This is a genomic window from Pseudomonas sp. LBUM1648, assembly GCF_059716145.1.
In genome coordinates, this window is sequence record NZ_CP166808.1 from 3,075,073 (window position 1) to 3,090,390 (window position 15,318).

At 58.1% G+C, this 15,318-nt stretch carries 17 protein-coding genes; 4 read left to right on the top strand and 13 right to left on the bottom strand.

Going from position 1 to position 15,318, the window contains the following annotated elements; translation table 11 throughout:
* Positions 1–7: 7 nt before the first annotated feature.
* The 3 genes from ACA043_RS14065 to ACA043_RS14075 all read right to left on the bottom strand — a co-directional run bounded on the left by ACA043_RS14065 (position 8) and on the right by ACA043_RS14075 (position 2,827).
* A complete protein-coding gene (locus tag ACA043_RS14065; RefSeq protein WP_497659647.1) occupies positions 8–532 on the bottom strand; it encodes an AAA family ATPase in 525 nt (174 codons plus the stop codon).
* Positions 529–1,092 carry a nicotinamide riboside transporter PnuC gene (gene pnuC, locus ACA043_RS14070; protein WP_187678374.1) on the bottom strand — a complete coding sequence of 188 codons (564 nt, stop codon included), beginning with the start codon at positions 1,090–1,092 and terminating at the stop codon, positions 529–531. The genes ACA043_RS14065 and pnuC overlap by 4 nt, the downstream gene beginning before the upstream one ends.
* Before the next feature lie 100 nt (positions 1,093–1,192).
* Positions 1,193–2,827, bottom strand: a complete 1,635-nt coding sequence (locus ACA043_RS14075) for a methyl-accepting chemotaxis protein (RefSeq protein WP_187678375.1) — start codon at positions 2,825–2,827, stop codon at positions 1,193–1,195.
* 305 nt (positions 2,828–3,132) lie between these two features.
* Here ACA043_RS14075 and ACA043_RS14080 point away from each other — a divergent pair, with 305 nt between their 5' ends.
* Complete coding sequence (locus ACA043_RS14080; protein ID WP_489879865.1) at positions 3,133–3,963, top strand: undecaprenyl-diphosphate phosphatase; 831 nt, start codon at positions 3,133–3,135, stop codon at positions 3,961–3,963.
* Positions 3,960–4,388 (top strand): DUF1294 domain-containing protein, encoded by a 429-nt coding sequence (locus ACA043_RS14085; protein ID WP_497659494.1) that lies wholly within the window; start codon positions 3,960–3,962, stop codon positions 4,386–4,388. Before ACA043_RS14080 ends, ACA043_RS14085 begins: the two co-directional genes overlap by 4 nt.
* A 97-nt stretch (positions 4,389–4,485) precedes the next feature.
* On the opposite strand, the gene ACA043_RS14090 is transcribed toward ACA043_RS14085, so the two are convergent.
* Together ACA043_RS14090 and ACA043_RS14095 are read right to left on the bottom strand one after the other, a co-directional pair.
* Entirely contained in the window at positions 4,486–4,845 is a 360-nt protein-coding gene (locus ACA043_RS14090; RefSeq protein WP_187681355.1) for an MmcQ/YjbR family DNA-binding protein, read from the bottom strand.
* Entirely contained in the window at positions 4,842–5,750 is a 909-nt protein-coding gene (locus ACA043_RS14095; protein WP_497659495.1) for a LysR substrate-binding domain-containing protein, read from the bottom strand. The genes ACA043_RS14090 and ACA043_RS14095 overlap by 4 nt, the downstream gene beginning before the upstream one ends.
* Positions 5,751–5,879: 129 nt before the next feature.
* On the opposite strand from ACA043_RS14095, the gene ACA043_RS14100 reads away from it, so the two are divergent.
* Both ACA043_RS14100 and ACA043_RS14105 read left to right on the top strand, forming a co-directional pair.
* A complete protein-coding gene (locus tag ACA043_RS14100; RefSeq protein ID WP_401267461.1) occupies positions 5,880–6,491 on the top strand; it encodes an FMN-dependent NADH-azoreductase in 612 nt (203 codons plus the stop codon).
* A gap of 238 nt (positions 6,492–6,729) precedes the next feature.
* Positions 6,730–7,767, top strand: coding sequence for an alpha/beta hydrolase family protein (locus ACA043_RS14105; RefSeq protein ID WP_497618148.1), 1,038 nt, complete (start codon positions 6,730–6,732; stop codon positions 7,765–7,767).
* 14 nt (positions 7,768–7,781) lie between these two features.
* Here the strand turns inward: ACA043_RS14105 and ACA043_RS14110 are convergent, their stop codons facing one another.
* The 8 genes from ACA043_RS14110 to ACA043_RS14145 form a co-directional block, all read right to left on the bottom strand.
* The gene (locus ACA043_RS14110) at positions 7,782–8,969 is read right to left on the bottom strand and encodes an MFS transporter (RefSeq protein WP_497659496.1); all 1,188 of its coding nucleotides are present in this window, start codon (positions 8,967–8,969) and stop codon (positions 7,782–7,784) included.
* Between the two features lie 195 nt (positions 8,970–9,164).
* A complete protein-coding gene (locus ACA043_RS14115; protein ID WP_187681360.1) occupies positions 9,165–10,751 on the bottom strand; it encodes an ABC-F family ATPase in 1,587 nt (528 codons plus the stop codon).
* A 20-nt stretch (positions 10,752–10,771) separates the two neighbouring features.
* Positions 10,772–11,965, bottom strand: a complete 1,194-nt coding sequence (locus ACA043_RS14120; protein ID WP_497659497.1) for a tyrosine-type recombinase/integrase — start codon at positions 11,963–11,965, stop codon at positions 10,772–10,774.
* 284 nt (positions 11,966–12,249) lie between these two features.
* Entirely contained in the window at positions 12,250–12,717 is a 468-nt protein-coding gene (locus ACA043_RS14125; RefSeq protein ID WP_497659498.1) for a hypothetical protein, read from the bottom strand.
* 11 nt (positions 12,718–12,728) lie between these two features.
* Positions 12,729–13,094 (bottom strand): pyocin activator PrtN family protein, encoded by a 366-nt coding sequence (locus ACA043_RS14130; RefSeq protein WP_108224737.1) that lies wholly within the window; start codon positions 13,092–13,094, stop codon positions 12,729–12,731.
* 158 nt (positions 13,095–13,252) lie between these two features.
* Positions 13,253–13,534, bottom strand: a complete 282-nt coding sequence (locus tag ACA043_RS14135) for a phage antirepressor KilAC domain-containing protein (RefSeq protein ID WP_497659499.1) — start codon at positions 13,532–13,534, stop codon at positions 13,253–13,255.
* Positions 13,535–13,544: 10 nt separating this feature from the next.
* Positions 13,545–14,135: a hypothetical protein gene (locus ACA043_RS14140; RefSeq protein WP_497659500.1), complete on the bottom strand. Its 591-nt coding sequence runs from the start codon at positions 14,133–14,135 to the stop codon at positions 13,545–13,547.
* Between the two features lie 254 nt (positions 14,136–14,389).
* Positions 14,390–15,172, bottom strand: a complete 783-nt coding sequence (locus ACA043_RS14145) for a S24 family peptidase (RefSeq protein WP_497659501.1) — start codon at positions 15,170–15,172, stop codon at positions 14,390–14,392.
* Positions 15,173–15,318 lie beyond the last annotated feature (146 nt).

The following is a 15,318-nucleotide window of genomic DNA, read 5'->3' on the forward strand; positions in this document are numbered from 1 at the left end:
AATGCCCTTACTCGTCCAGCAAAGTCGCCACAGCGGCAAAGGCTTGCGTCTGGCGCTCGGACCAGTCGCCCTGAATGATCTGGAACGGCTGTCGATGTTGCTCAAGCCAGTCGCGAGTGGCTCGATAGAACCCAAGGCGCTCATCCAGATCCGGCTGGCAGCGCTGGCCGTCATCGGTCCAGTCGATCTGTTCCGGAGACAGCAAAAGATGCAGATCGTAATGTCGCACCAGCAATTGCGGCTCAAGCCACGCCGGGCAGTCGCCAAACAGGGTCTGGCTCCAGAGGATGTTGCTCAGCAGGTGGGTGTCGAGAATCAGCAGCGACGGCTTTTGCGCTCGCGCCTGATCTTCCCATTGCAGCTGGCCGCGGGCGATCTCGGGAATGTCCGCCAGACAGGTGTCACGGGGATTCTGCTCGATGAACCAGCGCACATACTCGTCCACCCGCAGTCCGCCGAACCGTTGCTGAAGGCCTGCCGCCAGCCAGCTCTTGCCAGTGGATTCGGGGCCGGTCAGAACCACGACCTTCAAGTACGCAACGCCGGATCGGCGCGCCATTCGCGCCAGCCCTGAATCGCAATCAGCGTAAACAGTGCATACAGGGCGGCGGTCAGGTAAAGCCCCTTGTAGAGGAACAAGCCGACAAAAATCACATCAAGCACAAACCACAGTGCCCAGCATTGCAGGCGTTTTTGTGCCATCCATAACTGCGCGACCAGGCTGAAACCGGTGAGCGCGGCGTCCAGCCACGGTTGCGCGGCGTCAGTCCAGTGGGCCATGGCCGCCCCGAGCAGGACACTGCCGACAGCGCCAACACTCAGGCCAAGCAACACCGAGCGAGTATCCAGACGCGTCACCTCGCGCCCGTCATGCATCGTCCCCGCACGCGTCCACTGCCACCAGCCGTAGAGTTGCAACGCGGCGTAGATTACTTGCAGCAACATGTCCGAATACAGCTTCACTTCAAAGAAGATCCAGCTATAGAGCAACACCATGACCAGCCCGATCGGCCAGCACCACGGATTCTGTTTGACCGTCAGCCACACGGCGATCACACCGAGAGCGGCGGCAAACAGTTCAAGCCCGGACATGGGGGTTCCTTGGGGGAGTTGAAGACGGGGGCGGATTGTACCGAGAAAACCTGTGGGAGTGAGCCTGCTGAAAATTTAGCTCGCTCCCACAGGTTATGTGTTACACGCGGAACTGGCGCAGGAGGTTGTTTAACTGTTCGCTCAATTGTCCGAGTCGCACGCTGGCGACACTCGACTGCTCCGCCGCCAGCGCCGTGCTGTGAGACAAACCGGCCGCTTGCGTGACATTCTGATTGATGTCCTCGACCACATGCGCCTGTTGCAGTGTGGCACTGGCAATTGACGCATTCAGGCCATTGAGGTTGCGCAGTGCCTGGCCGATGGCATTCAGGCTTGCACCCGCCAGCCCGGCCTGTTCAATGGTCAATTGCGAAGCTTTGCTGCTGTCGCCGATCACCTTGACCGCCGCCTCGGAGTGGTTTTGCAGGCGCTCGATCATCGACTGGATTTCCGCCGTCGACTTCTGCGTACGCTGTGCCAGCAAGCGCACTTCATCCGCGACCACGGCAAACCCTCGGCCCTGTTCGCCAGCCCGTGCCGCTTCAATGGCCGCGTTGAGCGCCAGCAGATTGGTCTGCTCGGCAATCGAGCGAATCACTTCCAGCACACTGCCGATCTGGGTGCTTTCGGCGGCGAGGGTACGAATCACTTCCACCGCCTGATCAATGGTGCCGGACAGCTTGTCGATCTGTTGCAGGCTGCCGTCGATGTTGATCTGACCCTGTTGCGCCTGCGCCTCGGCGTCACGCATTTCAGCGGCCGCATGTTCGGCGTTTTTCGCCACATCCTGCACGCCGTAGGTCACCTCGTTGATTGCGGTGGCCACCAGTTCCATCTGTTGCGATTGCTGCTGGCTGCGTTGCTGAGCCTGGGAAGCATCATTGCCCAGTTCGCTGGACGACTGGCCCAGCGCACTGGCCGACACCTGCAACTCGCCAATCACTCCGCGCAATTTGGCGGTGAAAGCGTTGAAGTGATGTGCGAGCTCCGTGACTTCATCCTTGCCGTGGGTATCGAGGCTGCGGGTGAGGTCGCTTTCGCCGCTGGCGATGTTGGCCATGGCGTTCACGGTTTCCTGCAACGGGCGCACGATGCTGCGCGCGATCATGATGACCAGCAATGCCATGATCAGGGCAATCACCAGGCCGATCACCGTCGCCTTGATCATCTGGCCCTGAAATTCGGCCTGCACATCATCGACATAAACACCGGAACCGAGCACCCAGCCCCAAGGCTCGAACAGTTTCACGTAGGAGGTTTTAGCCACTGGCTCACTGGCGCCCGGTTTCGGCCACCGGTAATCGACCATGCCGGCGCCTTTGCTCTTGGCGATGGCGACCATTTCGTTAAACACGGCAAAACCATCCGGATCGCGGATCGCCGAGAGATTCTGGCCTTCAAGCTTGGGATTGGTCGGGTGCATGACCATGACGGGCGTGAGGTCGTTGATCCAGAAATAGTCGCTCTGGTCGTAACGCAGGCCCCGAATGGCGGTGAGTGCCTGTTTCTGCGCGGCTTCCTTGGTCAGGGTGCCAGCTGTTTCCAGATCGTGGTAGTAAGTCAATAAACCACTGGCGGTCTGCACCACGTGCTGGGTTTTCTGGGCCTTGGCTTGGTACAGGTCGTCGTGAATCTGCTTGAGCATCAACACGCCCAAGGTCAGCAACATGACCACCGCCACAATCAAGATGAGCCACAAGCGTCGGCTGATCGACACACTGCGCAAGCTGTTCATAACGCTGTCACTCCGGATTCTTTTTCTTGTAATAAACGACCGCCAGCATCCAACCACGATTCCGTGGGCGGGCATACGCGACCCAAGTCGTATAACGCGGCAGCGCTATTAAGGCTTGTCTGTTAGGATTTCGGCCCCGCGCGTGAAAACCTGAATCCAAGTTGCTATTTCACGGAATTTTGACTGTTTCGTGTGGATCCTGTGTGCGCGGAATCGGTACAGCAACAACCAGCTACGCTGATCGCAGTGAACGAAAGAAAAATACTATCGGGGCATGCCGGCGTGCATCGCTCTTTGGGGGATTGATGGATCTTTGGATGGCCTTGCAGGCACTGATACTAGGCGTTGTAGAAGGGCTGACGGAGTTTTTGCCCATTTCCAGTACCGGACACCAGATCATCGTTGCCGACTTGCTCGACTTCGGCGGCGAACGAGCCATGGCGTTCAACATCATCATCCAGCTCGGCGCGATCCTCGCGGTGGTCTGGGAGTTTCGTCGCAAGATTCTCGATGTGGTGGTTGGCTTGCCGACGCAACCCAGCGCGCGGCGTTTCACCGCCAACCTGCTGATCGCTTTTCTGCCCGCCGTGGTGCTGGGCGTGATCTTTGCCGATCTGATCCACGAGTACCTGTTCAACCCGATCACCGTCGCTGCTGCGCTCGTGGTGGGCGGCATCATCATGTTGTGGGCTGAGCAGCGTCAGCATGAGGTGCACGCGGAAACGGTCGATGAGATTCGCTGGACGGACGCGCTGAAAATCGGTTTCGCCCAGTGCCTGGCGATGATTCCCGGCACGTCGCGTTCCGGCTCGACGATCATTGGCGGCCTGTTGTTCGGCCTGTCGCGCAAAACAGCCACCGAGTTTTCGTTCTTCCTCGCGATGCCGACCATGGTCGGTGCTGCGGTTTACTCGGGCTACAAGTACCGCGATCTGTTTGTGCCGGCGGACTTCCCGGTGTTTGCCATCGGGTTCGTCACCGCGTTCATCTTCGCCATGATCGCCGTGCGTGGGTTGCTCAAGTTCATCGGCAGCCACAGCTATGCGGCATTTGCCTGGTACCGGATCGTGTTCGGCCTGGTCATTCTGGCGACTTGGCAGTTTGGCTGGGTGGACTGGTCGGCGGCCAAGCCATGAATGATTCCCGCGCACGCCGCCCTGAAGGTCGCCCGTCCGGTGGCAGTATTCAAAACCTCAAGCTGAAGCTACTGGTGCTGCTGATTGTCTGCGCGCTGCCGGTGTTCGGATCGCTGTCGATGTGGTTGCGCGGGATCTCGCTGGTCCCGCTGGCGGCGTATGGCGTCGTCAGCGTGCTGGCGTTCTTTATGTATTGGGCCGACAAGCGCAAGGCCCGCACCGATGCGTGGCGCACGCCGGAAAACATCCTCCACGCAGTGGAACTGGCCGGGGGGTGGCCGGGCGCGCTGGTCGCCCAGCAAGTGTTCCGGCACAAGACGCGCAAGGTGTCGTTTCAGGTGCTGTTCTGGGTGATCGTCGTGTTGCACCAGGTGTTCTGGATTGATCAGCTGTTTCTCGGTTCGAACCTGTTATCACTGTACTGACAAAAATCCCCCCGTGTAGGAGCTGCCGAAGGCTGCGATCTTTTGATCCTGAAAATCAAAAGATCGCAGCCTTCGGCAGCTCCTACAGGGATCGGGTTTACAGCAATAATCCGATCTGTGTCTTTTTGGGCAACTTGCCTACTACCAACTGATGCGAGCGTTGCAGCAACCCCTGCAACTCCTCGGCGCCCAGCGGGTAGGGCGGGTGCATGATGATCCACTGCGCCCGCGCCAGGTACGGCGCCGGGTGAATGCCCGGGCGGTCGCAATGGCCGAGAAACAGATCCTTGTCGACCTTGAACGCCAGCGAATCTCCGCGCAGCCCCTGCAAGGCAAACATCTTGTTGCCGGCAATCGAAAACACGCGCACGCCACCCCACTTGTAGTCTTCGCGCGCACCGGGTAATCCCAGGCAAAACGCGGCAACGTCCGCCTCGCTCATTTTTGCCTTTTTCATAACAACCGCTCCCCACAGGCATTGAACGATTCGACCAGATGATCGATCCACGCGCGCACCGCCGGCATCACCCCGCGACGATGCGGATAGACCGCTTGCAACCAGCCACCGGGCAGCGACCACTCGGGTAGCAATTGCACCAGTGTGCCGTTTTGCAGTTCCTCCTCGCAGTACATCATCGGCAGCAATGTGAAGCCCTGGCCGGCCAGCACACAGGCCTTGCGCACAATAAAGTCATCGATGCCCAGCCGAGCTTCCATGTTCAACTCGAAACTCTTGCCCTGTTGATCGAACAACCGCACGTGAACCATGCGATCGGCCTCCAGAGCGCCAAGCACCGGCAGACTCCTCAGATCCTGCGGATGGCTGATCGACTGCCCCTGAGTAAACGCCGGGCTGGCCACCACCACCATTTGTGCCTGACGCAGACGCCGGGTCACCAGCAACGGATCTTCATCGCCGTGTTCACGCACGCGCAGGGCGACATCAAAGCCTTCAGCGACCAGATCGACCCGGCGGTTGACCAACACCACTTCCAGTTGCACCTGGGGGAACTTGCCGAGGAATTCGCTGATGACCCACGGCAACATTTCCCGCGCCAGACCCGTTGGGCAGGACACACGCAAGCGTCCTCGTGGCTCACTCGACATGCTTGCCACTGCCTCGTCAGCCATTTCCGCTTCCAGCAACATCGCCTGACAGTGGCGCAAATAGCGCTCACCGACAGCGGTGAGATTCAACTGCCGGGTGGTACGTTGCAGCAAGCGGGCGCCGAGGCGTTCTTCTAGTTCAGCGATGCGGCGCGACAATCGCGACTTGGGAATGCCCAGCAATCGCCCGGCGGCCGCAAAGCCGCCGGCCTCGACGACTTTGGCGAAATAGTAGAGATCGTTGAGGTCTTGCATCGTAGAGAATCCGACTGTTCTATCAGTGGGACAAACTATCGCATTGTCGGCGGCTAATCATCCATTGGTTTCTTCCGTAGGATTGTCTCCATTCCGTCGCCACCGGCGATTCATTCCAGGGGATTCCACATGAAACTGCTGCATATCGATTCGAGCATTCTGGGCGACAACTCGGCTTCCCGTCAGTTGAGCAGCCAAGTCGTCAAAGCCTGGCAAGTCGCTGAGCCAAGCGTCGTGGTGACCTACCGTGACCTCGCCGCTGACGCCATCAGCCACTTCTCGTCGACTACTCTGGTGGCCGCCGGCACCACCGCTGAACTGCGCGACGCCGCCCAACAGCACGAGGCCGAACTGAGCGCTTCGACGTTGGCCGAATTCATCGCTGCCGACGCGGTAGTCATCGCTGCACCGATGTACAACTTCACCGTGCCGACCCAACTCAAAGCGTGGATCGACCGTGTTGCCGTTGCCGGTCAAACTTTCCGTTACACCGAAGCCGGCCCTGAAGGCCTGTGCGGCGGCAAGAAAGTGGTGATCGTATCCACCTCCGGCGGCATTCATGCCGGCCAGGCCAGCGGTATCGCTCACGAAGAATATCTGAAGCTGGTACTGGGTTTCCTCGGCATCACTGACATCGAAATCGTCCGTGCCGAAGGCCTGGCGTATGGCGACGAAGTGCGCAACAACGCCATGACCGCCGCTCAAGCGAAGATCAGCGAGCAGTTGTTCGCCGCCGCGTAAGGCTTGCGTAAAGAACAGCTCTCGTTCAGGCAATCCCCCGAAAACTCTGTATTCTGGTTCCGCAAGGGCCAGATACGGAGTTTTTTGTTTCTGACTGTTACATAATCTGGCCCGGGTTATGCAGTCAAGCGATCAGCGTCTGAGTGCATTGGTGAACCGGAGTACCGAATCCCCGGCGTTTCCGGCCTTCACAACGCAATGGATCTTTCGATTGAGTAACAACAGGGTAGGGCAGCCCATGATGCGTCTTTGTGCAACGTTACTGATTTGCCTGCTCGGCAGCCTGAATTCAGTGCAAGCTGCGCCGGGGCGCCATCCTGTCTGGAGCGTCGGTTACCACGAGATGACGTTCCTCGATCCGTTGGATCTGCAACCGATGCGCGCCATCGCGTTCTATCCTTCCAGCGACCGCGAACATATGAGCCTGCTCGAAGGTTATTCAGTCGAGGCCGGCGAAGATACCAAAGTCGCCATGGGCCGCTTTCCGATGTTGATGCTGTCCCATGGCAACACCGGCACGCCACTGGCGCTGCACGACCTTGCCACGTCGCTGGCACGCAAAGGTTTTGTGGTGGTGGCGGTGATTCATCCCGGTGACAACTCCAAGGATCACAGCCGACTCGGCACCCTGAGCAATCTCTACGGGCGGCCAATCCAGATTTCCGAAGCGATTACCGCAACCCTTGGCGACTCCATGCTGGCGCCGTTCGTCAATGCCGATCAGGTTGGTGTGATCGGTTATTCGGCTGGGGGCGAGACGGCGTTGATTCTGTCAGGGGCGCAACCGGATCTGGATCGCCTGCGCCGCTATTGCCAGGAACGCCCGGACGACCGTGACGCCTGCAACACTCAGGGCGAACTCATCGTTGATCGTGATGACCTGCAGCCGGTGGCCGATCCACGCGTGCATGCGTTGCTGTTGATGGCGCCACTGAGCCTGAAGTTCGGCCGCCATACCCTGGCTGATGTGCATGTGCCAGTGCTGCTTTACAGCGGCGATGGCGACAAACTCGTTGCGTTCGATAAAAACGCTGCGGCACTGGCGCGTAAACTGCCGACTGCGCCCGACTTCAAGTTACTGGCCGGGGCAGGGCACTTTGTGTTTATGGCGCCGTGTAATGAGGAGCAGATCATCGCCATGCCGGCGCTGTGTACCGATGCTGATGGGGTTGATCGTGAAGATATCCATCGCAATCTGATCTCGGAGGCCGGACGGTTCTTTACGCATACGCTGGGCAGGCCGACGCGGGCGGGGATGCAGACGGCAGATCAATAAACGATCTTTTGCTTTTAAGCCATCGACCGGCGCTTGAGCAGCAAGGTCAGCGCCAACCCGGTCACCGACAACAGCGCCGCACTAAAGAAAATCCACGAATATCCCAGATTCAACGCAACCGCTCCCATCAACGGCCCGGCAATCGCCAGCGCCAGATCGAAGAACACCGCATAAGCACTCAACCCGGCGCCACGGCTGGAGTTGGGCACCTGCTTGATCGCTTCGACCCCCAGCGCCGGATACACCAGTGAAAGCCCGAACCCGGCCAATCCCGCGCCGATCAGTGCAAACGCGGTTGAAGGCGCGAGCCACAACATCACCAGGCCCATGGTTTCCACTGTCATGCAGATGATCGCTGAAGTGAAACCGCCGAAACGGCCAATGGCCGAAATAAACATCAACCGCGAGAGGATGAAGCACACCCCGAACACCGTCAGGCAATACGCCGCGCCACTCCAGCCACGGTTGAGGTAATACAGGGTGATAAACGTGGTCAGCGTGCCGTAGCCGATCGAGGCCAGGCTCAAGCTGGCACCAAACGGGGCAATGCGGCCAAACACGGCCCAAAACGGCAGGCGCTCGCCACGCACCACCGGCACCGAAGGTTTGTTGCGGATCAATACCAGCGCACCCGCCGCCAGCACCGACAGTGCAATGCCCAGACTGGCGAAACCATATTCGGCAACCATGACCACACCCAGTGGCGCGCCAATGGCAATCGCGCCGTATGACGCGATGCCGTTCCAGCCGATCGACCTTGCTGTGTGCTCGACACCGACCTGCCCCATGCACCAACTGATGGTGCCGACACCGATCAGTCCCTGCGCGACGCCCAGCAGCAAGCGCCCGACAATCAGAATCAAGAGGCTCGGCAGCGGATAGCTTTGCAGCAAGGTCGAAATCAGCGTCAACCCGCCACTGAGCACAATCCCGATCAAGCCATAAACGATCGCCCGTTTGGTGCCGACGGTATCCGACATGCGCCCGGCCATCGGTCGACTGAGCAGGGTGGCCAGGTACTGCGAGCCGATGACCAGCCCGGCGATGATCGCGCTGAAACCCAACTGTTCGTGCACGTAACCGGGCAACACCGCAATTGGCAGACCGATGCAGAGGAAGGCAATAAAGGTATAGAAAACGATAGAGACGATCTGCAGGGTGATCGCCATGGAGCTTTGCGGTGGCAGTTGCTGCGCAGACATGAGGACTCGTTCGCGGGCGGCGGTGGGAGAGTCGGCATCATGGCTTGGGCCTGAAATAAAAGAAAGCAGGCTAACGATCAAAGAACGCTCTGTCCTGATCCTTCCCACGCAGAGCGTGGGAAGGATCATGCCGTATCCGGAAATGCAAAAAGCCCCGTCACATGGACAGGGCTTTCAGTAAGCGCAAATTGCTTCTTAGAACACGACACCCTGACTACGCAGGTAGTCATCATAGGTGCCGCTGAAGTCGGTCACGCCGTCCGGGCTCAGCTCGATGATGCGCGTGGCCAGGGACGATACGAACTCACGGTCGTGGCTGACAAAGATCAGCGTGCCCGGATAGTTTTCCAGCGCCAGGTTTAGCGCTTCGATCGATTCCATGTCCAAGTGGTTGGTCGGTTCGTCCATGATCAGCACGTTCGGCTTTTGCAGGATCAGCTTGCCGAACAGCATGCGACCTTGTTCACCACCGGAAATCACTTTGACCGACTTGAGGATCTCGTCATTGGAGAACAGCATGCGGCCCAAAGTACCGCGAATCATCTGCTCGCCCTGAGTCCACTGACCCATCCAGTCGAACAGGGTGACGTCGTCTTCGAAGTCGTGCGCGTGATCCTGAGCGTAGTAGCCCAGTTCTGCGGCGTCGGTCCACTTGATGCTACCGGCATCCGGCGTGAGCTCGTTGACCAGAGTACGCAGCAGGGTGGTTTTGCCGATACCGTTCGGGCCAATGATCGCCACGCGCTCGCCCGCTTCAACCTGGAAGCTGAAGTCTTTGAACAACGGCTTGCCGTCGAAACCTTTGGCCATTTTTTCGACCATCACCGCCTGGCGGTGCAGCTTCTTGTTCTGATCGAAGCGGATGAACGGGCTGACACGGCTCGAAGGCTTGACTTCAGCCAGCTGGATCTTGTCGATCGCCTTGGCGCGGGATGTAGCCTGCTTGGCTTTCGAGGCGTTGGCGGAGAAGCGGCTGACGAACGATTGCAGCTCGGAAATCTGTGCTTTCTTCTTGGCGTTGTCCGACAGCAGTTGCTCGCGGGACTGGGTCGCCACGGTCATGTACTCGTCGTAGTTGCCCGGGAACAGGCGCAGCTCGCCGTAGTCCAGGTCAGCCATGTGCGTGCACACGCTGTTCAGGAAGTGACGGTCGTGAGAGATGATGATCATCAGGCTGTTACGCTGGGTCAGGATGTTTTCCAGCCAGCGAATGGTGTTGATGTCCAGGTGGTTGGTCGGTTCGTCGAGCAACAGTACTTCCGGATCGGAGAACAGTGCCTGCGCCAGCAACACACGCAGTTTCCAGCCTGGCGACACTTCGCTCATCGGGCCGAAATGCTGTTCGATGCCGATACCCAGGCCCAACAGCAGTTCACCGGCACGGGATTCGGCGGTGTAGCCGTCCATTTCAGCGAATTCGGTTTCCAGCTCGGCTACCGCCATGCCGTCTTCTTCGCTCATTTCCGGCAGCGAGTAGATGCGGTCGCGCTCGGCCTTGACCTTCCACAGCTCTTCGTGACCCATGATCACGGTGTCGATCACGGTGAATTCTTCGTAAGCGAACTGGTCCTGGCGCAACTTACCCAGGCGTACGTTCGGCTCAAGCATGACCTGACCACCGGACGGGTCGAGGTCGCCGCCGAGGATTTTCATGAAGGTCGACTTGCCGCAACCGTTGGCGCCGATCAGGCCGTAACGGTTGCCCGCGCCAAATTTGACCGAAACGTTTTCGAAGAGCGGCTTGGCGCCGAACTGCATCGTGATGTTAGCTGTGGAGATCAATTACCTTACCTATCAATGGTTTAGAGCTGGTCTTTTTTACCTGATACCGATTTGATACCAATCTGGAGCTTTTCCAGCTCCCCCCAGTCTGAGCTTGAGTTGAGCCAACGCGCATACGTCGTCAGCAACATTTGGACGCTGTGGCCAAGTTGCTGAGCGATGAATGCGGGGTTCATGTTGGACATTAAGCATATTGTCGCATAAGTATGACGGCAGTTGTACGGCGGCCGATAAGGCATCGCTAGCGCCTTCAGAGCAGGCCTCCATTGTTTGTGCAGGTCCGAGGTCTGTTTGATGTACTCGCTGTTCTTCGAAGGCGGGAACACATAAGGCGTGGTTTTGATCTTGCCGATGCCATTTGCGCGACGCTCTGCGTATTGACGGGCGAACTCGAGCGCGTGGAGGGCTCGTTCATTCAGCAGAACAAAGCGGTCCTTGCCGGTCTTGGTTCGCTTTTCGACTAGGCCAAGAGCCACGGTGCGGCAGACATGAACCTGACGTTTCACCAAGTCGACCGCATCCCAGCGAAGCGCCGCGACTTCCGACAGTCGCAGCCCGGTGAAGAATGCGAACTCAAAGAACGCGGCGTATATCCCGCTCGGCCAGTGTGTTGTCTGATACAGGTGGGCAATGATGCTGTTGGCTTCGTCTAGGGAGAATGGGCTGATCTCCTTTCGCGATCGCTTGGGCCGGTCTATTGTCGTTGCCGGGTTCTTCTTGATCAGATCTTCAGCAACTGCCGCCTCCAGAATCGTCGAGAGTTTGACCAGAGCGTTACGCCGAACACCTGGCGATGTCCACTCCGTTGCCGCAATAACGCGGCGTAGGAGTGCGGGAGTGATTTGATCGAGGCGGATCAGTGCCAGTGGCGGAATCCAGTACAGGTTGAGCGCGCCTTTGTAGTTGTTGCGCGTGCCGGTTGTGATGACTCGACCATCAAGCCAAAGCTGCGCGTACTCGTGAAAGGTTGGAATGCTGTTCAGCAGAACGGCCGAGCCGGGGAACAGCTCTGCGTACTTGGTATCATCCAGGAGGCCGAGCTTGATCAGGCTCTTTACTTGATCGCGTAGTTGGGATGCAGCTTTAATGCCTTTCTGCGTCGCGGGGTAGGGGAGCGTTTCGCATCTGCGGACCCCGTTCCAAGTAAAACGAATCCTGAGGGATTTGCGGAAGAGTTCCACTCCACTGGGCAAATCCATTGTGCTTCTTGCCATTCCTCGTACCTTCTTTTGCTATACATAATGCGATGTCCCTGCTTGTTCCAGACCCCTTCGGGTATCTGTTTGCGTGCGCGGCGCGTCGCAAGAGCCCTAGACGAAATGCCTAAGAAATGTGCCATAACTTCCTCCGACACCTTATCTACGTCAGGGTGAGGTATGGATTCCAAACTGCTATTAGTCATTTCCTTAACCCTCCCTTCTGTGTAAGTAAGGTGCTTTTTCCAATGAGCCTGGGACCGGACGTTCCGTCCGTTGCGACTGAGGGAAAAGTAACCACATTACGTAGCCTCCACAGTAAATTGGTTGGCGGTGCCGAGTGGTTGTCCTACTAAGCTGCCTTGGATTCCTGTTTGCAGCTGCGCAGCAATTGCAAGGGCCTGTTCGCGCAGTGATCGGGCATCACGCTCGAGCTTCTTGCCGGTACGAAAGGCGCTGAAGGTTTCGGCGGTGATCCGCAGCAACTCGCCGATGGTGACCAGCGTCTGTTGCTCGGCCGGGCCGAAGAGGGGGGGCGCTTCAAGTCGTTTGCAGGTTTGTGCCAAGCGAGTGTGATCGGCCCGGATGAACTGCAGGGAGGCCCGAAGCTCGCGGATGGTTTTCGCGCTTGCGGCGCGTTGGATGTCTTCACCCTCGCGCAGGCCGGTCTCCAGGCCATCGCTGCGGCCTATGATGTAACCGCCCCAGAGCAGCAGGCCGGCCAGAGCAATCAGGATGATCAGTGCACCGATTTGTATTGGGGTCATCATGTGGTGTGCTCCTAGGATTGTCGTTGGCTGGTGGTGACAGCCGTCAGTGGTGTGGGGGCCGTTTGGCGTTGGCCGTCCTGCTGTCGCTGCATATCTTCATCAGCCTTGTAGGCGCGGATGTCGATCAGCGAGGCAACATGGCGGATGTGCGCGTACTTCAGCGCCTTGCGGCTGGTGTCCAGCGTGGTTATGGGAAGCTGGATCCGGCCGCTGTTGATCTCCGTCACGAACGACTGCTCGTTGAGATTGCGAAAGTACTGCTCGCGGACTTTTTCTAGCGGGATCAGGACGTCACCGAAGATTCGATAGAGCAGTTCGACGGTGGCCGATTCGGGCGCCGGATGCAGACGAAGCGGATTCTGTGCAGCGTTACTCATGGACTTGTCGAGCCTCCTTGCGTTGTTGTCGTGCGGGGTGGTTCCAGGCGTTCAGGCAGTGGCGTCTGGTCAGCTCGCGCAGATGTTCGGGCACTTCGAGGAGCGCGGCGTTGCGCTCCTCGCGTGTGCGCATGGCAACGATCTGGCGGGCGTACTCCCTAGGCCACGTCACGGCGATCTGCCGGGATGGCAGGAAGATCGATTTCCAGCTGCTCGGCCAGCCAGCGGATGCCGGCTTGCATGACGCGGGTCGACTGGCTGTACTGCATTCCGCATTTTTCGTCATACCAGGGGCTGTCCTTGATCCGCAGGTACGCGTTGTCGCGCTTCAGGTCCGCCGGCAGGTTTCCCTTGAGCAAACCTTTTTCCCGCATGAGAGCGATCAATTTGGGGCGAGTGAGGCCGAGTTGTGCGGCTGCTTGGGCGAGGGTGCGTTCCATATCGTCCTCCTCATGCCGCGTGCGCAGCAGGAGTGGCCGCTGCAGCAAGGTGGTTGATGGACTCAAGGAGCCTTGCGTAGATCTCGGCATCGGGGTCGTACAAGGTGAAGCAGCGCGTATGCGGACTCTTGTTGCCGATGCTCAAGATCGCGGTGACGCCGCGGCGTGTATGAGTGCGATGTAGCGCCACATGCAGGGGAAGTTCAAAACCCATGTCTAGGCTCAGCACGCCGCCGGTGTGCACCAGTTCGAACACGCGCTGCTTGTCCTGGACTTCAAAGCGACCGTATTGACGATCGGCATGCGGGAGACGCACCAGGTCGCTGGAGTTGCTCGCGTCGAACGGACCGTTGGCAATCTCTTCAATGAAATCGGCCAGTTTGAGGTGCATCTTCTTGTCGTTTGGCAGGGTTAGCGTGTGGCGTTCGCTGCCCAGTTCGACGACAAAAGTGCTTTCCACTGCGCCGCGCTCAGCCTTGAGACGGAATGCCAGGCATTCACGCTTCGGTGCTGTGCGCAGGACGTGGTTGAAGGTCTCGGTCAGGTTGACCTGGGCGTTGAGCAACTGCAGCGTGCGGTTGTCGATCTTGTACTTGATCATGCTGCGTGCCCTCCACCGTTCGGATCGATAGGAGAGGGCTGGCAGGACTTGGCGACAAGCTTTGGTTTGCTGTTATGAATGACGACCAGACAGCCCGTGGCGAGCTGCAGCTGTTCGATCAGTTTGCGATTGCTGACGCATGCAGGATGGACATGTAGGGATGCGGTGGCGCGCATGGTGATGCCTCACTGTGGTTGGAGAGTGAGGCAAGTAAACAATCTGTTTGGTTTTTGGTCAACACATTTTGTTTGGTGTCAGATCAGAGAGGGGCCTTTCAATGGACGTATTGATGACCACCAAAATATGCGGCCAAGAATTACCACCCGTTGAGCCATGATCTGATCGAAGTCATAGTCTTCGTCAGCGTATTCCTGTGAATTGAAGCTCCTCATCTTGATGCCGTTGGCAGTACGTTGAAGAAACTTAATCCGAAAATGCCCGTCGTGGTCGATTGCGTACATTTCGCCATCGACGATTCGCGTCATTCCCGTATCAATGCCGACTGTCGCTCCCGAAAGAATCAGTGGGTGATTGCTGTTCCCGCTGTTGGTGGCAAATACAGCGTTTGAGGGATCTACTCCGCAAGTCCTCATTGTAGCTCGTGAAAAACGAAGCTTGGGTCCAGCGATCTCCTGAACCTCTGTACGCGCAACCTTTCCAGGTCCAGAGGATAACTCCACTTCCTTGTACAACCTTAGCTCCACCTCGTCATTGTCTATTGGTGTTTCTGAGTCCCAAGGAGCCATTGGCTCCAGCACGTAAAGCGGCGAATCGTTAGCAGCCGGGCGTAATGGGTTTCGCTCAGTGCTCTTGGTCCGCATTGGTACATCTTTCCCTTCTAGCCACTCGCGCTCCACGACAAGTGTCAGCGCAACTTCGCCGACCATGTACGCGGGGACGCCCCTAGCTTTCCAGTTCGTGATGTTCTGGTCGTTCTCGAGATCGAGAACTCGAGCGAGCTGGGCCCCCGTCAATCCGGAGTCTTCGAGCGCTTCACGGAAGCGTTGGCCTTTGAGGTTTTGCGTTTGTTTACTCATAAACAGAATGTTACAGCGCTTGCATTCAGATGATAACAAACGTATTGTTTGGTCTTGCTGTTCAAATTGTTTGGTATGGATAACGTCATGAGTACACCTGCTCAGATATTCGATTTAGTACTGCAGGTTGCTGAGGCCTCCGGCAA